Genomic DNA, 21,122 nt, shown 5'->3' with positions numbered 1-21,122 from the left:
CATCTGTGGAGTTAATCTAAAATCTAAAATCTAAAATCTAAAATCGACTGACTGGACAAACGGGCGATCGGATTGGCTCGCTAAGTCCCTCCCTGTTGTCACGCTCTTCTAATATTTTAGAAAAAAAATGCTGAAATTGTTTATCCTGTCAATGAGATATGTATAATTTAACAACCAAGCCGGAGGTCAGTCACATGAACGTACAACTGGTTGAATCCCTAATTCAAGTTATCTGGTCTCTCGCAGCCGACGAGCAATTAGCGATTCTAGGGAAAATATTACCAAATATCTCCTACGCTTCGACCCGGAAACTGGTGCATTTTGCCCTAAAGGGCGGCTATTTTAATTTTTTGAATGACGAACTAGAGATTTATACTCTCAAATACCGACCAGCAATTGCCTGATACTCAAAAACAGGAGATTGAGAGAACTTTTGAATGTGTGAATAATAAATATGTCTGAATCACTAACAAAAGGAGGAACGATCGCAGCGATCGCTACTGCCATAGTTCCCCAACAAGGCAGCGTCGGCATTGTGCGAGTTTCCGGTTCCGCAGCCTTAAAAATTGCCGAAACTCTGTTTTGCGCCCCAGGACGGCAAATTTGGGAGTCTCACCGCATTCTTTACGGTCACATCCGCCGCCCCAAAACTGAAGAATTAGTCGATGAAGCTTTGCTGTTAATCATGAAAGCACCGCGTTCTTTTACTCGCGAAGATGTGGTGGAATTTCACTGTCACGGCGGTATTATAGCCGTGCAGCAAGTCTTGCAGTTGTGTTTGGAAAACGGGGCAAGATTGGCACAGCCGGGAGAGTTTTCGCTGCGGGCTTTTTTGAACGGGAGGCTCGATTTAACTCAAGCTGAAAGTATTGCAGATTTGGTGGGAGCAAAATCGCCCGCTGCTGCACAAAGTGCTTTGGCTGGTTTGCAAGGAAAATTAGCGCAGCCAATTCGCAAATTGAGAACAACTTGTTTGGACGTACTGGCAGAAATTGAGGCAAGAATTGATTTTGAGGAAGATTTGCCGCCTTTAGATGAAGCTAAAACATCTTTGGAAATCAATCATGTTTTGGAGGAATTGTCAACAATTTTGGCAACGGCAGATCGCGGAGAATTGTTGAGAACTGGTTTGAAAGTAGCGATTGTCGGGCGGCCGAATGTGGGAAAATCGAGTTTGTTGAATGCGTGGAGTAAGAGCGATCGGGCGATCGTCACGGATTTGCCCGGTACGACGCGGGATGTGGTAGAATCGCAGCTAGTTGTGGGCGGCATTCCGGTGCAGGTGCTCGATACTGCGGGCATTCGAGAAACCGAAGACAAGGTAGAAAAAATTGGTGTTGAGCGATCGCACGCAGCAGCAAAACAAGCCGATTTAGTGTTGTTGACAATTGATGCGGAATCTGGCTGGACAGAGGAAGATTCGGAAATTTACAAACAAGTAAAGCACCGCCAGCTAATTATAATTATCAACAAAATCGACCTAGTAAAAACAATCCCCGAACTACCTTTTTCCTCTGAAATTCACCCAATAGTTGCCGCAGCAGCAGCCCTGGAGCGAGGCATAGAAGACTTAGAAACAGCAATTTTAGATGCCGTCAGCGGGGGGAATTTGCAAGCAGCAAACTCAGATTTAGCAATCAACCAGCGGCAAGCAGCGGCGTTAACCAGAGCTAAAATTTCTCTGGGACAATGCACGGATACTATCAGCAACAAATTGCCTTTAGATTTTTGGACAATAGATTTGCGCGGGGCAATTCAAGCATTAGGAGAAGTTACGGGAGAAGAAGTGACAGAATCAGTGCTCGACAGAATATTTAGCAGGTTTTGCATTGGCAAATAGTCATAGGAAAAGAGTAAATTAAATAGGTAAGCTGTCTCGCATTTAAGTTGTATTTTTAGGGCGGGCGGGACGCCCACCCCACAATAATTTCACTCTTTGTGGAACACCGACTTTCACTCTTTGGGGAACAGGCATCTTGCCTGTTCTTGAGAATGGTGTAAGATGTTAATTTCATCAAACTTGACTGTAAAATTTAGATGGGCCTGGGCTTAGTGAAGCCATACTACTGACAAATAACAACTAACTTATTGTCACGATCGAGGTCTTCCCAGACTTGTAATATAAAGCACAGCCTCACCCGCAGGAATACCGAGAACGTCATTGACGCGATCGTCAAAAAAGCCCCCGATACCGCTGACACCCAAACGCAGTTGCATAGCTGCTAAATTCAACCGCTGGCCCAAATGACCCGCGTCCATGTGCAAATAGCGGTAAACTCGATCGCCATATTTTGCTACAGCCCTGTTCAAATCCGCCGTGTGAAATAACAGCGCCCCCGCATCTCTGCCCAAGTCTTGCCCCAAGCACAAAAAATGCAACTCCCTGCGGAAATTTTTAAACCGAATTTGCCGCAATTCTTGAGCTTTCGGAGCGTAATAGTAACACCCTTCTTCTAACCCATTCACTCCCGAAACAGCAATAAAAGTCTCGATCAAACTTAGATCAAAATAGTCTGGATTACCGTCTAATCCTTGGTCGATATAGTGCTGCGGCTGGTAAGTAAAATCGAGCATAGCTAGCAGTTCGCCCAAGCTCAAAGAAGCACCTGTATAAGCACGGGTCGAACGCCTTTTGAGCATAGTGTTTTCTAAAGTTTCCAGGTTCACTCCCCAAGGAATCGAAGGAGTGACCGTCGAAACTTTAGTACAAAATGGAAAGTTGTATTTATCCTCTAATTCCCCTTCACTTTCATCAATTTTCCAGCCATCAGCTCCGGTAGGGTCTGATTCTAAATGCGTCGCTTTGTGAAGGTATTTTAACAGTTGACCTTCGGAAATTTTCGGGTAATCAGTGGTGGTGTTTCCGGGCAAAGCTGTTTTAAATTTAGGCAAGTTTTGGTCAATATCTAGCAAGTCGGCTAAAGCAACTATACAAATCGCTCCTTCTTGCTCCGAGTCAATGTAAAGTAATTCATTGACAGCTTCGTCGGCGAATCCTCCAATCAGGTGAGGTCGGTAATCGTTGACGGCGCAAGCTAACTCGATATTACTCAATAAATGGCCAGTGTCTAGAAAAATTCGCCGATAAGCTCGGTCTTCATAACGCCAAGAAGAACGGAAAAAAACAGTGGTAATGGCGATCGCCAATTGGGTATTTTCTAGCGCTGGCGACTGGAAACAAGCTGCTTGCAATGTCGGCCAAACTTGACTGTCCCAAAAATGAACAAGTGAATGAGTTCTGCACTGATAGTTGTAGAGTCCGGCCGGCAACTGGGCAGTCCCACGGGAGATTAAATAAACCTCTGCTGGGTAGAGTCCACCCGCCGACGGTGCAGAGCGCAAATACAGGTAGCTGTCGTCTACCGTCTGCACTTTCGCCGTCAACCCGTAGCTGCACAGCAACAAGCTAGATAACCGATGCCACCAAGCGGCATCGGGATCGGCATCGGCATCCTCCGAGGGGTCTTTTAGATAAGGCTTGAGGTCAAAATACGCTCCAATTTTATATTCTTTGAAAGGCACAGGTTGCTCTGTCCAATCTAGCTGTTTGCTTTTAGCAGCAATGGTTTCAGGGTCGTATTTGGTGCGTTCGTGGTAGTGCTGAGCAATGGAGAGAGGAAGTTCTGGCATATTTCAGTAGAGGATTGGCTTTGGTTTCTCGATCGATCTTGACATTACTAACCGCTTACTGGTCGAGCAAGGCAGAAATTTACAAATATAAAAAAAATCTTAGAAAAAATGCGACTGTTGTTACACAAGCTTAACATAAGAATATGCCTAAGTATAAATACGCAGAATAATAACCATTAATTACTGTTATGGATTGGCTGCAGTAGCTGTCGTCATGAGGAGTGAAAATGCAAAAGCTAAGCGCTGAGGAATTGCTTGCTCAGTATGCTAAGGGCCAGCGAAACTTTAACGCCGTTGACTTAAGTGAAAATAACTTGTTTCAAGCAGATTTGACAGAAATAAATCTTTCTGGTAGCGTTCTGAGGCGAGCTTATCTGCCCTACGGAAATTTGACGCAAGCTAATCTTTATAAAACTGATTTGCAAGAGGCTGAATTGGGCGACATTCAACTTTATCAAGCTAACTTGTCGGAAGCAAGTTTATCAAGAGCAAACTTATCAAGAGCAAATTTGCGTCACGCCAATTTGCAAGGTGCTAATTTGCAGAAAGCTAATTTGCAAGGTGCGGATTTGTACAATGCAGATTTGACGAATGCCGATTTGAGATATGCGGATTTGAGTCGAGCTAATTTGGAGAAAGCAAAGTTAAGCAAAGCTCAATTAGCGGGCTGCAACTTATTTCGATCGCGCTTGGGTGATTTGTCCGAAGCCGAGTGCGATCGCACTACTATCGGCCCCGAAGGATATTGAGGATTTGCAGCGGCTAGTCTAGGGCGTAGGGCGAGTGGCTTAATTAGTCGCTCGCCATTTTTAAAATTTCTTAACATTTCTCGACATGGGGGAAAAGGTGAGTTACAGTCGTAGAGAACTTATCGATCCGCAACATTGACAATAAATAACACATTTTTCCCGCGAAAAACAGGCTAAAATTTATGAATTCTCCTGACAACAAATCCCGAGAACTCCGGCGCAAAGAACAAGAACTGCGGAAGCGAGAACAAGAAATTCGGCTCCGCGAACTAGAAGCCGAAATCGACCGCTCAGTACCCGAACATCTAACAAGCAAGTACCAAGAACCAGACAGCCAAGTTAACGGCAAACTCAAACAGTGGCGCCGAAAAATTATAGCAGCCGCTCAATTTACAGGCATTGTCATTGCTGTTATCGTTGCAGTTCGCATAGCATCTTGGCTGGCAGCCGCGCTGATAGTGGGAGGCATTGCTTTCATAGCTTACAAAATGTTTATTGAAGAAGACAGAAGTTGAAAAGCTCAAGCACGAAACTATCAGGAAACACCCATGAACCTTAAAGTAGAAACTAGCAACTTTCTCAACGATTTAGAGCGCGTAGCCGCCGTCCGCCGAGAAATTGCCGATCGCCTCAGCAACATCGCCACAGCCATCAACCAATCAGAATTAGCAGCAGGAGAAGCATCGGGAAAACTCGGTTTAGAAACAGACAACGCTGACATTGATGTCGCCAGTAAAAACTTGCGCCAAGGAGTCTTTCGCCTGTTAGTGCTAGGTGACATGAAACGCGGAAAAAGCACTTTTCTCAATGCGTTAATCGGCGAAAACTTACTGCCCAGCGATGTAAATCCCTGTACAGCTTTGTTGACGATTTTGCGCTATGGTTCAGAAAAAAAAGTTACTGTTTATTTCAATGACGGCAAAAGCCCAAAACAGCTAGATTTTAAAAGCTTTAAACAGAACTACACAATTGACCCCGCTGAGGCAAAACGTTTAGAAGAAGAAAAGAAACCAGCATTTCCAGATATCGATTGTGCCGTAGTAGAATATCCCTTACCTTTGCTGGAAAAAGGCATAGAAATAGTAGACAGTCCCGGACTAAACGATACAGAAGCCCGCAACGAATTATCTCTCGGTTACATCAACAACTGCCACGCTATTTTGTTTGTACTCAGGGCAACTCAGCCTTGCACAATGGGTGAAAGACGCTATCTAGAAAATTACATCAAAAATCGCGGATTGAGCATTTTCTTCCTGATAAATGCTTGGGATCAAGTGGGGGAAAGTTTGATTGACCCGGATGATCCTGAAGAATTGGCAGAAGCAGAAGGGAAACTGCGACGGGTTTTTCAAGCTAATTTGGCTGAATATTGTTTAACCGAAGGACATGATATTTACGACGAGCGAGTGTTTGCAATTACCTCCATTAAGGCGCTCAGGTTGCGGATGAAAAACCCGGATGCGGATTTGGCAGGAACAGGTTTTCCCGAGTTTATGGCGGCACTGAATACATTTTTGACCCAGGAAAGGGCGATTTCGGAATTGCGTCCGGCGAGGACTTTGGCGCGTCAAATTTCTGCTCGTGTCCGCGAAGCTGTTGGGCGCAGATTACCATTACTAGATCGCGATGTCAATGAGTTGAAGGAAAAGATTAATTCAGTTGAGCCGGAGTTTAAAAAACTGACTCACATTCGCGATGAGTTTCAACAAGAAATTATCGAAGTTAGAGATAGTAAATCGCGGGCGATCGCAGATTCTTTCCGCGCCTACGTTCTCAACTTAGAAAATACCTTTGAAACAGACTTTTTGCGGTATCAACCGGATCTAAAATTTCTGGATTTCTTCAGCCAAGGCAAGCGAGAAGCCTTTGAAGCATCGCTCAAACGAGCATTAGAGCAGTACATCAACGACAAATTAGCAGCTTGGACTCTCACAGCAGAACAAGAGATGAATTCAGCATTTTCGCAGCTATCGAAAAGTGCGGCAAATTACGGAGCATCTTACACGAAAGTGACTGAAAAAATCACCGAAAAACTGACCGGGCAAAAAATACCAGCAGCAGTCAGCAACTCGAACGAAGATACCTCGCCAGCTTGGGCAAAATGGGCGATGGGATTGTTCTCGTTAACGACCGGAAATCTGGCGGGCGTAGCAATGGCAGGAGCTGGTTTTGACTGGAAAAATATCCTGCTGAATTTAATCACTGTGTTAAGCGTTAGTACGATTATTGCTAGTTTGACGGGGATTGTTTTAGGGCCGCTGTACTTGGCTTTGTTGGGGTTGGGTGTTGGGGTTTTGCAAGCAGACGGAGCTCGCAAAGAGTTGGTGAAAGCTGCGAAAAAAGAGTTGGTGAAATATCTGCCGCAAGTGGCTCAGGAACAGTGGCAGCCGATTCACGATGCTGTGAAAGAGTGTTTTGATGTTTACGGGCGAGAAGTGGGCGATCGCATGAATGCGGATATTAATTCTCGGAAAGCTGAGTTAGATAATTTGCTGGAGCAAAAGGAATCTCGCGAGATTAATTGTCAGGCTGAATCTGAGCGGTTGAAAAAATTGGAGGCTGATGTTTCTGCCGAGTCGCAGAGTATTGAATCGCTATATCAAGCTTTCCTAGCATCAGCTAGATGAAATAAAACAACAATATGCAACAAACCGAAATTTATCAAGACCTGACCGACTATCTCAAATCAGCACTGGGTATTCTCGAACTTGACAAAAACTCCCAACTGTATCGAGATACCACCTCAATCTGCGACTATCTAGCCAAACCAACTTTTCAAGTTGCTGTCTTTGGCCCGTTTAATTATGGCAAGTCAACTTTGCTCAATGCAATGCTTGGAAATCGGGCTTTGCCGATCGACCTCGTGCCCACTACAGGTGCTGCCATTTATGTCAACTACGGCGAGGAATTGCACGCAAAAATAACCCTGAAAGACGGCACGGAAATTAGCGAACCGGGGACTGATGTTCTGAAACGCTACGCCATCCTTGACGACGCGAGACAAATGCGGGATGATGTCGCGGCCGTGAATGTTTACTGTCCCCATCCATTCCTGCAAACCGGTGTGGAATTGCTGGATTTACCGGGAACCAACGATCGGGAAGAACAGGATAATTTGGTTCGGGATAAATTGCTAACGGCTGATTTAGTTGTGCAGGTTTTAGATGCTCGCAAATTGATGACTTTAGGCGAACGGGAAAACTTGAGAGATTGGTTGAGCGATCGCAACATCAACACTGTACTCTTTGTTGCCAATTTTCTCAATCTACTCGAACCAGACGACCAAAAACAAGTGTACAATCGGTTGTTGTTTGTTGCCGAAAGTTTTCGCTCCAATTTGCCGAACAATATCAGCAATATCTACCGCGTCGATGCTTTGCCGGCTTTGAGGGCGAGGCTGAAAGGAGATGTGGCGGCCGCCCAAACTACAGGAATTGCCACCTTTGAATCGGCTTTGCAAAGTATTGTAGTTGCTCAACAGGAACAACTAGCAGTTAAGTTGCCCAGAATTGAAGCTATAGCTACTAAAATTTGCCAATCTCTCCGAGCCAAAGCTGAAACTGTCACCGCAGAAATAGCTGCTGCTCAACAAAAGCACAAAGACAAAATTGAAATTAAACAAAAAGCTGAAAAATTGATATCAAAAGGCTTTCAAGCCAGCGTTTCTGACTTCGAGATTTGGCTTTACCAGCCCACACTTTTGCAGCGCTATCAATCGGAAATGGCGCTGTCGCTCCAGGAAGGAAGTTTTGATGCGTGGAAGCTAAAATTTCAGCGAGAGGTCTTACATCAGCAGCAAACCATCGCAGAATGGGTAAATAAAGCTTGCGAATTCTTTGAGAAAGAACAGCCGATCGCCCTTTTGATTTCGTTTCCCCCAGCCCCACAAGTCAGCTTACCCGAACCGCCGCCACCTCCACCGCAAAAGTCGATCGAGGGCGAAGTGGCTCCAGTGGCGATCGCCACCGGCTTAGGTTGGCTATTGGGCGGGCCTGTGGGAGCCGCAGTAGTCGGCGGTGCTAGCTATATTTTGAATAAAAGAACAGGGTATGAAAAGCCGCCTGAATCGTCTGAAGCTTATCTAAATCAAGTAAAGGAAATTTGCAGCGAGGCTGCTAAAAACTATCTCGCTCGCTTCAGCACCGATACTTTTTCCATGCTGCAACACTACAAGGAAATCGCCGGAAAAGTTATCAGTTTTCAAGACAGCAAAGAACCGCTACAGACAAATATTCAGCAATACCAGATACAGTTAATCAATAATTTGTTAGAAAATATCGAATCCTGCCTTCAAATGACCAAATCTGTAATTAACGGCAAATGATCCGAACCGACATTTCGGCCAGTACGAATCTTTAAAACACCAATTTCTTTGCTGACTAGAAAGTGATCGATCGGAATATAAGCCAGCGGCATAAAAGTCGGCCAAGTCGGTAAAATGCCAAACCCCGATCGCGCATTTCGCAAATTTCCGGTTTTTACCATATTTTTGTAGAACGGCGACCACATTGTGGTATTTAAATCCCCAACCACAATCAGCGGATTTTTTATTTGGGCTGCATACTCGCCGATGGCTGCTAGCTGTTTATTGCGATTGATAAAACTCTCCTGTTTGACTGGCACAGTCGGATGAGCAAGAATCAGAGAAATGATTTTACCTTGAAATTTAACATCCGCCGACAAGCTCTTTCTTCGCGTTGAAAAGGCTTTAACCGAAGAATTTTCTAAAGGCAGCTTGCTGTATATTGCACTGCCAAATCTCTCAGATTCTTGCTGGGTAGAAGAGTAAGGAAAAATCTCGCTTAAAACCGATAACTGTTTTGCCCAAGTTGAGTTGACTTCCACAAAAACCGCGATATCAGGTTGTTCTGCTTTAACCAGCGATATCACCTCAGAATATCGCCGATTAGCCCTTAAAACATTTGAATGCAACATCCGCAAGTTGTGTCCGGGAGTTGCTCCGGCAACTGCTGGCGCTGGAAAATACCAAGGAACAATTTCCGCCAAATTAATAATAATGCAAAATGCGCTCACCAACAACCATATTTTTTTTGAGCGCACCAGAGCGAAGAATATAAAAGTAGAGAAACCCAGCAGCAGATATTGTAGTTTAAAATGAGAACTCAATTCAAAAAAAATGTTGAATTGTCCTAAATAACCGACTATTGACAATACGGCATTGACAGTTGCTGCGATAATAAACCATTTTAAAATTATGTGCTTCAAGCTAATATTTTTGTTGGGCGTGCTGTGCATCACTGCCCATTTGAGCTTAATTTTAAGGTCGTTGGTAATCGGCAATTTATCAATTTCTATTACCAGTTGTTCTGGCTGTTCCAACTGGCACCGCTTTTGATAAAACCTCACTAGCAAGCTATCTACCACAAAATAACTAACAGAATTGGCAACAAATCCTACAAATACCAACACACCTAAACCGATCAGCATACCAAAGGAACCGCCGACTTTGACCAAACCCGACCAAACGGCTGCATCACCTGTTTTTCCTGTAGCTAATATGGCGATAAAGAGCATTAAAGTCGGCAATCCGATGGTGATTGTGTTTCTGATTAATCTGTCCATTATACAATTTTATATTTTATATTTTAGAGGGAAATGAATGATGCAATTTCTATAGTCAGCACTACGGACTGGTTGACTTAATAACGGCTTGACAAAATAAATAGACTCCTTAATTCTCATATATTTCTAATGGTAAGTTGTCGGGGTCTCGGAAAAATGTAAACCTTTTTTCGGTAATTTCGTCAAGGCGAATTTCTTCTACTTCTACTTGTTGGGATTTTAAGTAAGCAACTGATGCTTCTATGTCCTCAACTGCAAAAGCTAAATGTCTCAAACCGCAGGCTTCAGGATTGTTAATTCTTTCAGGAGGATGGGGAAAGGAAAAAAGCTCGATGGTGTCGCCGTTTCCGACTCGCAAATCTAGTTTGTAAGAATTCCTCTCGGTTCGGAAAGTTTCTTTGATAATGGAACATCCCAATACTTCTACATAAAATTTTTTCGAGGCTTCGTAATCCGAGCAAATAATCGCCACATGATGTATTGCTTTTATTTTCATCTGAAAAAAGTTAGTTATAGCTGAAGGAAGAAGGAAGAAGGAAGGAAGAAGGAAGAAGCAGTAACAGCAATGGTTTCAGCCATTAAGAATGTCAATAGCGTCGGGCGTGGTTGCTATAGTTGGGTTTTTTTTCAACAGCACAGCACGCTATTGACAATTATATTTGACGATCGCAGACTCTGCGAGAAACCCTGCGAAATTCAGGGCGATCGCCCTTTATTTTCCCCCTTCCAAATCTTAATCTAAAAATTTCTGCAAAAAAAGTACCCTACTTTGATAAAATGAGAGTTTTGCAGTCAATCACCCAATTTGCATCTCAGGAGACAAGGATTATGGCCCGTATGTATTACGACACCGACGCGAACCTAGACCTCTTAGCCAACAAAACGATTGCTATCATCGGCTACGGTTCCCAAGGACACGCCCACGCGCTTAACCTCAAAGACAGTGGCATGAATGTGGTTGTCGGTTTGTATCCCGGTAGCAAATCTGCAGCCAAAGCAACCGACGCGGGTTTAACAGTTCACCCGGTAGACAAAGCAGCCGCCGCCGCTGACTTCATCATGATTTTATTGCCCGATGAAGTTCAAAAAACTATTTACAAAGAACAAATCGAACCGAACCTTTCTGAAGGAAATGTTTTAGCATTTGCTCACGGTTTTAACATTCACTTCGGCCAAGTTGTTCCCCCTGCCAATGTAGACGTAGTAATGGTTGCCCCCAAAGGCCCTGGACACTTGGTGCGACGGACTTACGAACAAGGGGAAGGTGTTCCGAGTTTGTTTGCAGTATATCAAGATGCTTCCGGTCAAGCGCGCGATCGGGCAATGGCCTATGCTAAAGGTATCGGTGGCACCAGAGCTGGCATCCTGGAAACCACTTTCCGCGAAGAAACAGAAACGGATCTTTTTGGCGAACAAGTAGTTTTGTGCGGCGGTTTGAGCGCATTAATTAAAGCTGGATTTGAAACTTTAGTTGACGCCGGATACCAACCGGAATTAGCTTATTTTGAATGTTTGCACGAAGTTAAACTTATCGTTGACTTAATAGTAGAAGGAGGCCTCGCCAAAATGCGCGACAGCATCTCCAATACCGCAGAATACGGCGATTTAACTCGCGGCCCCCGCATCGTTACGGATCAAACCCGCGCCGAAATGCGGAAAATTCTCAGCGAAATTCAATCCGGTCAATTTGCCCGCGAATTCGTTCTGGAAAACCAAGCTGGCAAACCAGGTTTTACCTCCATGCGCCGTCAGGAAGCAGAACATCCTATTGAAGAAGTTGGTAAAGATTTGCGAGCTATGTTTAGCTGGTTGAAAAAGCAAGCCTAATCAATTTTAGATTTTAGATTTTAGATTTTAGATGGGAAGACCAATCTAAAACAGCCCTGGAGGCATAACCTCTATCTGTAGGGTGTGCAATGCACACCTTACCGCTGGGAGGAAAATCTAAAATCTTAAGTTTAATCGATTACAGATTAGAGAGTGGATAAAAAATCTCTAATCTACAATCCAAAATCTAAAATCGTACTGTTGGGTTTCGCTTCGCTTAACCCAACCTACAATACTACAAGAAAATGGCTAGGTATTGTTAGAGAAACCGGGTTTGTCGTTGGTAGCTCAAAACTATCGACTCGGGCTAGGACTTTTTTGCAATTTATCAATATCCTGTTGCCTTTTCTCGTTGAAATCTCTCGGCCTCAACCAATCTGGCCACAACCCGACGAAGAACTTTCGGCTTGCCACGCTAGTATCTCTTACAGGTTTGGGGAGAAAAGTTAAAGTGTCACCGTAAAGGGTAAATAGGGCTGCCAACAGAAGCAATAACGGGATAAGATTTTTTTTAGGCATCGCAGTTTGGGAGTAGAGTTTGTGGAAGCAGTTTGTTATATTTTGCCCTTGCACGGAAAAAATATATCAGAAACAGCTTAAGAAAAAAATACACCCTTCGGGGCTAAGCGGCCGCCCATACAAAAGGAAAAGCTGCTAGTCGTAATATCGTTTCCGCTGACATCGGAATCATAATTTTCCGAGTGCCGTGGGAGCTTCCCGTGTGGCTCCGTGCTCTCAGGAGCGACCGAGAAGACGCACTCAATTATAATTTCCATATCACCTTATTTGATATTACTACAACTCTTAAGAATTAGTTATTAGCTGAGGACTAATGATTAATTACTAATCACTACTTATTCCCTTTAAGAAAAGTTTGCACTACTGCATTAGTTTCAGAGGAAATTTCTGTTACTAGCCGCACCGGGATTGCCGATGTGGAAGCAAATTGCGCGTATTCTGGTGTTAGAAAAACTGCATATTTATCAGCTTCAGCAGTTAGTTGCGCGGCGGTAGCCAAACTTACAGCTTTAATATAATTGCGTATGCTAACAGCTTGGTCGCCGACTACTTCATCCCCGGTAATTACTGTACTCGGTCTACGAATCTGGTTTAAAGTTGTACTGGGATCTTTGACACTTAAATGGGTTCCTCCTACCAAACCAACTAGCCATTTAGGAGATGGAATTTTCGGAAAGCCTGCAATTTGTTCGGCTAAGGCGGGAGTTGTTTTGTCGGCAGAAGATGCTACTATTAAGGTGGGAATTTGAATTGCACTTAAACCTGTTTCTCCAAATAATAATGATGTGATCGGATTCATGGCGATCGCCCTTTTAATCCTCCCATCCCGCAACTGATACCGTTCTTCGGGCAATCCGGCCGCCGCGCACTGAATGCCTTCGCCTAAGCTGAACCCAATCAAATCCCCCTGACACCTTTGTTTGAGTCCGCTCAATTGCAGTTCGGCGCCGGCCAAGGACAAGGCTGTAGCGCCCCCAAATGAATAGCCAATTATTACCGATCGGTCGATCGCCATTCTCCCCTGCAAGTTATCATCAGTTTGGTTCAATTTTGTCAGTTCGTCGAGTACAAAACTGATGTCTTTGGGACGGTCTAAAAACTCTTGAGGAGCTAGCAAGGGACACTTCCCCGCCATCGCAGCATTGGTATTCGTCTCGTTGCTGCCCGGATGTTCTAAAGCTGCTACTACATAGCCGTGAGACGCCAAATGCTCGGCTAAGTAGCGCAAATCCGTGCGGACGGAACCCAACCCGTGAGAAAAGACGATCGTCGGTTTGTCGGCTGTCGCAGCTTCCGACCAATACACATCAACTGGAATAAGTCGATTGCGGGCACTATCGTTCAAATCTAGCGCCCGTACCTGCACCAAATTAGGGCCGGGCTGGGTTGGATCGAAAGGCAGCTTAAACGCCGGTTTAACCGCTGCTAACTGAGGTGCGATCGCCGCCATAAAGCGCTGAGTTTGCCAAAAACTGGCATTCATATTTCCCAAAACTGTGAAAGCTCGATCGAGATCCACCACTACTCGCGAGCTCGGATAAGATTCAATGAAACTCAATACCGATAAGCCTTCCGGCGCGTTTGCTCCCTGCACCAAAGCCGCTCGCAGCGCTTCCACACCGGCACCGTCGCGCCTGGGTATCACTGTAGTCAAATCCGTCAGGATGGCAGTCCCGATGCCCGTATTTAGCAAGTTGCTCAGACCTACTACATTGAGGGGAATTTTCGCTTGCAGCGCCCGAAAAATTTTACTCCGCTGTTCCTCAGACAGGAGATTGGCATAAGCTTGCAGTCTGGCGGGGACTTTTCCTGTTTCTGCGAGTTCGCGCAAATCCGCCACCGATATTGACGATTCTAAAATACCTTTGCGGACAACAACCGTTTCTGCTGCTTTTACAGAGGATGTCGCGCCACTCAAAGGGCTGATCGAAATCGAACCCAAAACACTCGCCACTGAAGAAAACCATCTGAAATTTGGTCTGATGCTCATTTTTACCTTATTGAACTAGAGGGGGTAGATCACCATATTCTCAAAATTCTCCCAGATACCGAGATATTGTTCTAGATGCCGAGAAATTGCCTCCATCGGGGTGCGATCGGCAAAGCCTCTACGCATATTTACTGGCCGATCGCACATTCCGTACCTAAGTGCACTTCTTGTGCGGGTGCTAATGATGATGAGTTGAAGGATTTTTTAATCGGCAGCCCAAAAAATACCAACTTCGCGAGTGAAAAGAGCGATGTAGTGTATTTCTGAACCGCGCAAGGGTGCGGAAATTTTGCTAGCAATTCCGTTGGATTAGGATTAAATATAAGACTTACACAATTGTCAGAAATAGGGCTTAAATTTTAGGTATGTAGTTGCGCTTGTGCGCTCTTTCTTAGCTTAGGAAAGAGCGAGTCTCTCGCAACTCTAGCGGTTCTCAAGCGTGGTGAGGTATGGGGGCGAACCCTATGCCCTATGCCCTATGCCCTATGCCTATGCCCTATGCCCGCCAGATCACCTCATGTTACTGAGAAAGGCTATACATACCTTTGTTTAATTTGCCCGTTGGCTTTAGTCCTAAAATATTAACCGCAGATGAATGCAGATTCATAACATAATCTGCGGTTAAACTCTTCCTCAAGATACAGGAAAATAAACAACAAGCATCGAAATGTTTTGGTGAGTGCGGGCGATCGCTTCCGGTTCTTTGAGAGTTCCCGGTTTTTCCCACAAATTTTGTTGCTGAGAAATTGTTGTTAAAATCAGCAAATCGTGTTCTAACAAATTCTGCGAAACTAACTTGATAAAATTTCCCCGAACCCGATTTACTGGTATCTCAGAGAGAATTCCCACCTCCGCCGCACTTTGGTTGCTTTGTTCCCGTTTTGTCGCCACCAACAACACTTGCAAACTCGCCTTGAGTTCCTCGGCCAAACTCTTAGCAATATCCACGGTTTCCTGAAATCCAAACCGAGTCAACTCGCTGTCAGTTACCGCCAAAATAACTCTGGCTGTATTCTGGAGAGGATCGGGAAATCGAGCAATCAGTACGGGTACGGACGATCGCCTTACCACATTGTCAATGATGCTGCCAAAAAAATTGTCGCGAGTCGTAGAAAATCCCTTCCAACCGCAAACAATTAAACTAGCCTCGCGTTCGGTTGCACTCCGTAGGATTCCGCGATCGATCGCATCATCTATCCTTGCGATCGGTTCAACCGCACAAGCAGCGGCATGGGCGACAGTTTCCGCAGCCGTCAAAAGTTGAGTTTGCTGCATTTTATCTGCCGGTGAAATTGCTTCCCCGCGATCGGACAAAATATGCAGCGGTAGCAAAGTTCCCTGAGATGTTTTTGCTAAAATCAAAGCCAAACGCAGCAAATTATCTTCCGTATTCGGATTAGCAACAGGCACTAAAACTCGGTCTCCCCAGGAATGCTTTCCTGAAGTAGCAGTCGGTAAACTTGACCCCGGCTGCTGCATTTCTTGACCCCACCGAGATACAATCCAAGGAGAAGCGACACAAGTTACTAAAATCATGGCAATGATGCCGTTCACCGTTTCAGTATCGACCAATTTAATGTCAAAAGCAACCGTAATCGCAGCCAAAGTAGAAGCAGCTTGAGCAACAGAAAGACCGAACATTACCATAATGTTGGGAAACTCAAAACGAAATAATTTCCCCGGTAGCCAAGCTGCCAAAAACTTGCTCACCACCTCTGCTAAAATCATCACTGCCGCCACCAACAAAGACTGCGGCTGCTTCACCAAAATTAGCGGGTCAATTAACATCCCCACAGAAATCAGAAAAAACGGCACAAACAGCGTATTGCCAATAAACTCAATCCGATTCATCAGCGGACTCATTTTGGGAATAATTTGAGTAATGGCAATTCCCGATAAAAATGCACCAATAATTGCCTCAATCTCAATTAGTTCTGCTGCGTAAGAAACTAGAAATAGGGTAGCCAGTACAAATATAAATTCGGCATTCTCGTCGTGGCCGAATTTCTTAAAGAACCAGCGACCGATTTTGGGGACTCCCCACAAAGTAGCAAAAGTATAGATAGCAAGAGATGGAATGAGAACCAGCCAAAAATCGAGCGTGAGATTTCCTTTGTAAGCTTTGACAACAATTGCCAGCACCAACAGTCCCAACACATTGGTAATTAAAGTTCCGCCCAAAGTCGCAGTAATAGTCTGAGTTCGCATCAATCCCAATTTGGTGAGAATTGGCAGCGCTAAAAGCGTGTGCGTAGCAAAACAAGAAGCGACTAAAATTGCAGCCAGCCAGCTATATCCCAACAGCAGCATTGCTCCTGTCCCCAATATCATCGGTAGCGAAAAAGTAGCCAGCCCAAATATGACCGCTTTGTCCGCATTGAGTTTGAGGTCGTCGAGGCTAGTTTCCAGTCCCGCTAGGAACATTAAAAACAGCAATCCTACAGTACCTAACAAAACAATAGTAGCGTCCCGTTGCAGCAAATTGAGACCGTTTGGCCCTACAATTACGCCAGCAATAATTAAACCGACTATTCCCGGCAGTCGCAAGCGCTCAAATACCAGCGGTGCGATTAGCATGATTGCTAAAAGAACCAGGAAAACGGGAACGGGAGCGGTAATCGGGCCGGAAGTTAACATGAATGTCACCCTAAATATTGGCAGCGAACTGCTACCATATTTAAAAGGAAATAATCAAAATGTCTATCAATCTAAAGAGGTATTATCAATAAATTACAGCGTAATTGGTAATAAGTATGACTGGGCGATCAACTCGGTTTATTAGTCAAATATGGGATGGCTGACTAGAAAATTATGCAATAAACCGGATTTTTTGTTCGCCGCACACAAGTCCTGATTTGGCATACCCATAAAAAAGGGAAACGTGCTTTTATTTCTTGCTCTTCCCTATTTAAAATCTAAAACGGGGAAAGGTTTCGCCGCTTCCATCTGCGCCGCTAAAGCAATTAAAGTAGCTTCCGCCGCAGGCCGCCCGATAATTTGAATTCCCACGGGCAAACCATTGTTATCTAAAATGGCAGGAAGTGCGATCGCAGGCAAACCACTAGCATTAAACGGCGGACAAGGAGCAACCCAATTAATAATTCGCTGCAAAGTTTCTTCAAAGCTCAAATCCGCCCACTCCCCAACCCGGATTGGCGAGTGCATATAAGTCGGCAAAACTAACACATCAAATTTTTCAAAGAATCCCACAATCCGCCGTGAAATCACCTGCATTTGATTCACCGCCCGCAAATATTCCCCAGCGGAAATAGTTCTTTCTAACAGCCAGCGATTCATCGGTTCCAAAGCAGGGCCTGGAATGCCGCTTGCCGCCGCCCCAGACTGCCAAATTGCGATAAACGGTTCGATTAAACCCGTAAAATCAGGACATCCCGGTTCGACATCGTGACCCAAATCTGTCAGTAACTTGACGGTTTCGAGTACCGCTTGCTGACAGATAGCCGAAGCCTCGCCCACAGGGGAAATACTGGTAGAAAAAGCAATTCGTAGCTTGCCTAACTCTTGAGTGGAAGCTTCTAAAAACGTCGGATTTGAATCTGGTAGCCAGTACGGATCGCCTGTTGTGTAGCCTGACATTACATCCAAAAGTGCGGCGGCGTCAGCTACAGTGCGCGCCAGGGGGCCGTTGGCAGAAATGCCGCTGAGGTAATCTCCGACGGGGGCCCAGGAAACTCGCCCCCGGGATGGTTTAATGCCCACTAAACCGCAGCAGGAAGCTGGGCCTCGGATCGAACCGCCACCGTCTGAACCTTGGGCGATCGCGCATAAACCCGCCGCTACAGCCGCCGCTGAGCCGCCGCTGGAACCTCCGGGCGTATACTCTAAATTCCAGGGATTGCGCGCCCGCAGGAAACCTGGGGGTTCGGTGTAAGGCAATGAGCCAATTTGAGAGGTTGCTGTTTTGCCCAGAATGTTAAATCCCGCTGCTTCGATCCGCCATACCACTGACTCGCTGTAGTTAGATATGTTATTCACCAAAGCTTGAGTGCCATAGGTACAGGGAACGCCGGCAACTGGTGTCAAGTCTTTAATCGCAATTGGTACTCCGAAAAAAGGTGGCAATTCCTGTGGCTTGTTTAAGCCAGCTAGTTGCTCGGTTTGAGATTTAGCCAGGGCGATCGCCCGATCGGCGGTTACTGTAAAATAACTGCCAAGCTGAGGGTTTAATCGATCGATCCGTTCCAAGTAAAGATTGACAATTTCTAAAGGCGACACTTCCAGGGCGCGAATCGACTTCGCCAACTCCAGAGCAGGAGTAAAAGCCCGATCGACAGAATTCATCCGTTTAACTCCTTAATAGTTGGGCAAAGTATAATTTAATACTGTTGAGTTGCTGCAAACTCTTTTCCTTAAGAAATTTATCCAAAAAAGTCAAAAGTCCATATGTGATCATATATCGAGAGTGATGGCATCCTCCAATTGGCAGAATATTTCCTTAGTAGTGCAGCACTACGACCCTATCTTGGGATAGACTGAGAACAACAGTTAAGCTTTTGTGCAAGACGCGCACAATGGCGATCGGCATTGTTCAACTCCCACAAATCATCTGTTCGAGTCAGCCTTCTCACCAACTTAAGGTAGCGCATATGACACAACAGCATCCGCCAGCTCCTCGCCCGCCCGTACCCGGAGCTCCCCCACCGCCAGGAATGCCCCGCCCTCCAGCTCCAGGGATGCCCCCCAGAGCAGCAGGAATGCCGCCAGCACCGCCGCCTGCCGCACCAGCACCAGCAGCGCCACCCGCACCAGCGCCGCAATCCTTCGCCACACCTAAAAGCCACAGCTCTAGCAGCGGCGGAGTTCCGAGTTTGAAAGAGCTAGTAATCCGAGCCAAAGATGAAGGAGTATCCGACCTTCACCTCGGAGTAAACGAAGTTCCCCGCTTCCGCACCCGGGGCGAGATTGCCGACATCGGCTATCCACCGACCGATTTAGATACGTTTTTTGGCTGGTTGCGGGAGTGCATGAGCGATGAAGAAATTGAAATTTTCCAAAAAACTCTAGACTTTGACGGCGCTTTCGACTTCGGGTTCGTCCGCATTCGGATTAGTTGCATGGACTCCTTGGCCGGCCCGGCAATGGTGCTGCGGCTAATTCCTGCCAAAATAATGACACTGGAGGAATTGAAACTGCCGGAGGTCTTTAGAAAAATATGTGGCTACCACAAAGGGCTGATTTTGGTAACAGGCCCGACAGGTTCGGGTAAGTCTACCACCTTGGCCGCGATGATCGACTACATCAATAAGAATAAAGCCTACAACATCATCACGATCGAAGACCCCGTAGAATTCGTACACGAAAGCAAAAAATCCTTGATTAAGCACCGGGAAGTCGGCAGGCACACCCTCAAGTTTATGAGCGCTCTCAAAGGCGCTCTGCGACAAGACCCGGATATGCTGCTAGTAGGAGAAATTCGGGACAGAGAGACGGTGGAAATCGCCCTCAAAGCCTCTCAAACCGGTCACTTAGTTGCAGGAACCCTGCACACCAACAGTGCGGTTAAGACCCTGAACCGGATTCTTGATATGTTCGGGGCGGAAGAACAGGATGCCATACGGGTTTCAATTTCCGAATCCCTAGTGGCGATTATTGCTCAACTGCTGTGCAAAACCACAGACGGAAAGCGGGCTGCTTTCCACGACGTTATGATCAATACCGACGTGGTTAAGGAATACATTCTGAAGGGCCAGAATGAGGAAATCAATCAAATCATGATCAAAGATACTTATGAAGGCATGACGACGATGAATAAGTCGCTCTACGGCCTTTATCAAGAAGGTCGGATTACTGAAGAACTTTGTGTAGAGAACTCGCCGTTTCCGAACGAAATGGCTCAGATGCTCCGAGGTCGAGTCTAAAGGTCGAGTGTTAACAGTTAACTGTTAACAGTTAACTGTTAACTGTTAACAGTTATTGGTGTACTGAATTGAAAGTCGATCGCCCGATTTTGCCAGAAATTTTTAAAGGCATTGCGCTGTTTACACCAGGGGGAGACTTAATCTATTGCATAGACCCGCACAAGCAAACTCGCTGGCATTTGCAGTTGTGCGTAGCTCTACAGGAGCTCCTCGGTTTGTCGGAACCCCCGCATTTTCTGATACCTTGCTACACGGCAACCGTTGACTCCTGGCTCGATCCAGGCGATCGGCAGGTGCGGGTTGTTGCCGAGGCTTACCCCCCCGTGCTGCGACATCAAACGCTGCTGAACGCCATTTTTGGGACTGGCGACTTAGTGTGGCATCCCCGGAGCGAAGAAATGTGCGAACCGATGGCGATTGCTACTTATCACGAAGAATTCCCCGAACTTTGGGAAAATCACGACTTAGTTGTACAGTATGCCAGCCCCGAAGCTCGATCGGACTGGAGCAGTTCCATAGTAACTCCCTTGGGCTTTCCGCAAGCGCAGCAAACTCGGCTTCCCAAACCAACAGCACTCACCCCACCGCCACAAACTCAAGGGTACGTTTTGCGTCTGTTTGTTTCCGGCAGCAACCCCAGCACCGAACGCACCCTAGAAACTTTACACCAGTTCTTAGAGAAATGCCTCGATCGTCCCTACACTTTAAAAGTAATTGATGTTTTGAAACATCCAGACCAAGCTGAGGCAGATCAGATTTCAGCAACTCCTACTTTGATTAAAATCTGGCCGAAACCCGTGCGACGAATTGTCGGCGAATTGAACGATGATGAAAAAATAGTACGGCTGCTGAGCTATTCGGAATTTTAGATGGGGGCGAGGATTTTTGCGATTATTTAATACGGGCGATCGCGGTGTTAGTAGCGATGGAATTCACAACATTTAA

General features: G+C 45.7%; 18 protein-coding genes. 12 read left to right on the top strand and 6 right to left on the bottom strand.

The genetic code is table 11. The features are described from left to right. Window positions 1-158: 158 nt before the first annotated feature. Both QUA90_RS12290 and mnmE read left to right on the top strand, forming a co-directional pair. Window positions 159-404 carry a hypothetical protein gene (locus QUA90_RS12290; RefSeq protein WP_333322636.1) on the top strand — a complete coding sequence of 82 codons (246 nt, stop codon included), beginning with the start codon at window positions 159-161 and terminating at the stop codon, window positions 402-404. A 50-nt stretch (window positions 405-454) separates the two neighbouring features. Next, window positions 455-1,840 carry a tRNA uridine-5-carboxymethylaminomethyl(34) synthesis GTPase MnmE gene (gene mnmE / locus QUA90_RS12285; protein ID WP_333445714.1) on the top strand — a complete coding sequence of 462 codons (1,386 nt, stop codon included), beginning with the start codon at window positions 455-457 and terminating at the stop codon, window positions 1,838-1,840. Between the two features lie 251 nt (window positions 1,841-2,091). On the opposite strand, the gene QUA90_RS12280 is transcribed toward mnmE, so the two are convergent. After that, the gene (locus QUA90_RS12280) at window positions 2,092-3,630 is read right to left on the bottom strand and encodes a SagB/ThcOx family dehydrogenase (RefSeq protein WP_333445712.1); all 1,539 of its coding nucleotides are present in this window, start codon (window positions 3,628-3,630) and stop codon (window positions 2,092-2,094) included. 227 nt (window positions 3,631-3,857) lie between these two features. Here QUA90_RS12280 and QUA90_RS12275 point away from each other — a divergent pair, with 227 nt between their 5' ends. The 4 genes from QUA90_RS12275 to QUA90_RS12260 all read left to right on the top strand — a co-directional run bounded on the left by QUA90_RS12275 (window position 3,858) and on the right by QUA90_RS12260 (window position 8,703). Further along, window positions 3,858-4,379, top strand: coding sequence for a pentapeptide repeat-containing protein (locus QUA90_RS12275; protein ID WP_333322630.1), 522 nt, complete (start codon window positions 3,858-3,860; stop codon window positions 4,377-4,379). Between the two features lie 182 nt (window positions 4,380-4,561). Continuing rightward, window positions 4,562-4,894: a hypothetical protein gene (locus QUA90_RS12270; RefSeq protein WP_333211487.1), complete on the top strand. Its 333-nt coding sequence runs from the start codon at window positions 4,562-4,564 to the stop codon at window positions 4,892-4,894. Between the two features lie 33 nt (window positions 4,895-4,927). Continuing rightward, a complete protein-coding gene (locus QUA90_RS12265; protein WP_333445710.1) occupies window positions 4,928-7,006 on the top strand; it encodes a dynamin family protein in 2,079 nt (692 codons plus the stop codon). Window positions 7,007-7,020: 14 nt separating this feature from the next. Beyond that, complete coding sequence (locus QUA90_RS12260) at window positions 7,021-8,703, top strand: dynamin family protein (protein ID WP_333445708.1); 1,683 nt, start codon at window positions 7,021-7,023, stop codon at window positions 8,701-8,703. On the opposite strand, the gene QUA90_RS12255 is transcribed toward QUA90_RS12260, so the two are convergent. Further along, entirely contained in the window at window positions 8,670-9,962 is a 1,293-nt protein-coding gene (locus QUA90_RS12255) for an endonuclease/exonuclease/phosphatase family protein (protein ID WP_333445706.1), read from the bottom strand. The genes QUA90_RS12260 and QUA90_RS12255 overlap by 34 nt on opposite strands. Window positions 9,963-10,071: 109 nt before the next feature. Next, complete coding sequence (gene gloA2, locus QUA90_RS12250) at window positions 10,072-10,458, bottom strand: SMU1112c/YaeR family gloxylase I-like metalloprotein (protein ID WP_333259973.1); 387 nt, start codon at window positions 10,456-10,458, stop codon at window positions 10,072-10,074. Between the two features lie 69 nt (window positions 10,459-10,527). On the opposite strand from gloA2, the gene QUA90_RS12245 reads away from it, so the two are divergent. Continuing rightward, window positions 10,528-10,704, top strand: a complete 177-nt coding sequence (locus tag QUA90_RS12245) for a hypothetical protein (protein WP_333445704.1) — start codon at window positions 10,528-10,530, stop codon at window positions 10,702-10,704. Window positions 10,705-10,739: 35 nt separating this feature from the next. Then, window positions 10,740-11,789: a ketol-acid reductoisomerase gene (ilvC, locus tag QUA90_RS12240; protein WP_333043995.1), complete on the top strand. Its 1,050-nt coding sequence runs from the start codon at window positions 10,740-10,742 to the stop codon at window positions 11,787-11,789. 850 nt (window positions 11,790-12,639) lie between these two features. Here ilvC and QUA90_RS12235 read toward each other — a convergent pair. Further along, window positions 12,640-14,298, bottom strand: coding sequence for an alpha/beta hydrolase (locus QUA90_RS12235; protein WP_333445702.1), 1,659 nt, complete (start codon window positions 14,296-14,298; stop codon window positions 12,640-12,642). 75 nt (window positions 14,299-14,373) lie between these two features. Here QUA90_RS12235 and QUA90_RS12230 point away from each other — a divergent pair, with 75 nt between their 5' ends. Continuing rightward, window positions 14,374-14,565: a hypothetical protein gene (locus QUA90_RS12230; RefSeq protein WP_333322618.1), complete on the top strand. Its 192-nt coding sequence runs from the start codon at window positions 14,374-14,376 to the stop codon at window positions 14,563-14,565. A 366-nt stretch (window positions 14,566-14,931) separates the two neighbouring features. Here the strand turns inward: QUA90_RS12230 and QUA90_RS12225 are convergent, their stop codons facing one another. After that, window positions 14,932-16,875 carry a cation:proton antiporter domain-containing protein gene (locus QUA90_RS12225; RefSeq protein WP_333445700.1) on the bottom strand — a complete coding sequence of 648 codons (1,944 nt, stop codon included), beginning with the start codon at window positions 16,873-16,875 and terminating at the stop codon, window positions 14,932-14,934. On the opposite strand from QUA90_RS12225, the gene QUA90_RS12220 reads away from it, so the two are divergent. Continuing rightward, a complete protein-coding gene (locus QUA90_RS12220; RefSeq protein WP_333388932.1) occupies window positions 16,874-17,080 on the top strand; it encodes a hypothetical protein in 207 nt (68 codons plus the stop codon). The genes QUA90_RS12225 and QUA90_RS12220 overlap by 2 nt on opposite strands. A gap of 122 nt (window positions 17,081-17,202) precedes the next feature. Here the strand turns inward: QUA90_RS12220 and QUA90_RS12215 are convergent, their stop codons facing one another. Beyond that, complete coding sequence (locus QUA90_RS12215) at window positions 17,203-18,600, bottom strand: amidase (RefSeq protein ID WP_333211474.1); 1,398 nt, start codon at window positions 18,598-18,600, stop codon at window positions 17,203-17,205. Between the two features lie 305 nt (window positions 18,601-18,905). On the opposite strand from QUA90_RS12215, the gene QUA90_RS12210 reads away from it, so the two are divergent. Together QUA90_RS12210 and QUA90_RS12205 are read left to right on the top strand one after the other, a co-directional pair. Then, a complete protein-coding gene (locus tag QUA90_RS12210) occupies window positions 18,906-20,177 on the top strand; it encodes a type IV pilus twitching motility protein PilT (protein ID WP_333322612.1) in 1,272 nt (423 codons plus the stop codon). Window positions 20,178-20,245: 68 nt separating this feature from the next. After that, a complete protein-coding gene (locus tag QUA90_RS12205; RefSeq protein ID WP_333445698.1) occupies window positions 20,246-21,046 on the top strand; it encodes a circadian clock KaiB family protein in 801 nt (266 codons plus the stop codon). The last annotated feature ends 76 nt before the right edge of the window (window positions 21,047-21,122 follow it).

The organism is Microcoleus sp. D3_18_C4 (genome assembly GCF_036702355.1).
Lineage (GTDB): Bacteria > Cyanobacteriota > Cyanobacteriia > Cyanobacteriales > Microcoleaceae > Microcoleus.
This window is presented reverse-complemented; position numbering and strand designations above follow the sequence as displayed.

Bases quoted from the DNA above. Each gene is read 5' to 3' on its own strand.
- QUA90_RS12290 (WP_333322636.1), top strand. From the start codon at position 159: ATGTATAATTTAACAACCAAGCCGGAGGTCAGTCACATGAACGTACAA.
- mnmE (WP_333445714.1), top strand. From the start codon at position 455: ATGTCTGAATCACTAACAAAAGGAGGAACGATCGCAGCGATCGCTACT.
- QUA90_RS12280 (WP_333445712.1), bottom strand. From the start codon at position 3,630: ATGCCAGAACTTCCTCTCTCCATTGCTCAGCACTACCACGAACGCACC.
- QUA90_RS12275 (WP_333322630.1), top strand. From the start codon at position 3,858: ATGCAAAAGCTAAGCGCTGAGGAATTGCTTGCTCAGTATGCTAAGGGC.
- QUA90_RS12270 (WP_333211487.1), top strand. From the start codon at position 4,562: ATGAATTCTCCTGACAACAAATCCCGAGAACTCCGGCGCAAAGAACAA.
- QUA90_RS12265 (WP_333445710.1), top strand. From the start codon at position 4,928: ATGAACCTTAAAGTAGAAACTAGCAACTTTCTCAACGATTTAGAGCGC.
- QUA90_RS12260 (WP_333445708.1), top strand. From the start codon at position 7,021: ATGCAACAAACCGAAATTTATCAAGACCTGACCGACTATCTCAAATCA.
- QUA90_RS12255 (WP_333445706.1), bottom strand. From the start codon at position 9,962: ATGGACAGATTAATCAGAAACACAATCACCATCGGATTGCCGACTTTA.
- gloA2 (WP_333259973.1), bottom strand. From the start codon at position 10,458: ATGAAAATAAAAGCAATACATCATGTGGCGATTATTTGCTCGGATTAC.
- QUA90_RS12245 (WP_333445704.1), top strand. From the start codon at position 10,528: ATGGTTTCAGCCATTAAGAATGTCAATAGCGTCGGGCGTGGTTGCTAT.
- ilvC (WP_333043995.1), top strand. From the start codon at position 10,740: ATGAGAGTTTTGCAGTCAATCACCCAATTTGCATCTCAGGAGACAAGG.
- QUA90_RS12235 (WP_333445702.1), bottom strand. From the start codon at position 14,298: ATGAGCATCAGACCAAATTTCAGATGGTTTTCTTCAGTGGCGAGTGTT.
- QUA90_RS12230 (WP_333322618.1), top strand. From the start codon at position 14,374: ATGCCGAGAAATTGCCTCCATCGGGGTGCGATCGGCAAAGCCTCTACG.
- QUA90_RS12220 (WP_333388932.1), top strand. From the start codon at position 16,874: ATGATTGCTAAAAGAACCAGGAAAACGGGAACGGGAGCGGTAATCGGG.
- QUA90_RS12225 (WP_333445700.1), bottom strand. From the start codon at position 16,875: ATGCTAATCGCACCGCTGGTATTTGAGCGCTTGCGACTGCCGGGAATA.
- QUA90_RS12215 (WP_333211474.1), bottom strand. From the start codon at position 18,600: ATGAATTCTGTCGATCGGGCTTTTACTCCTGCTCTGGAGTTGGCGAAG.
- QUA90_RS12210 (WP_333322612.1), top strand. From the start codon at position 18,906: ATGACACAACAGCATCCGCCAGCTCCTCGCCCGCCCGTACCCGGAGCT.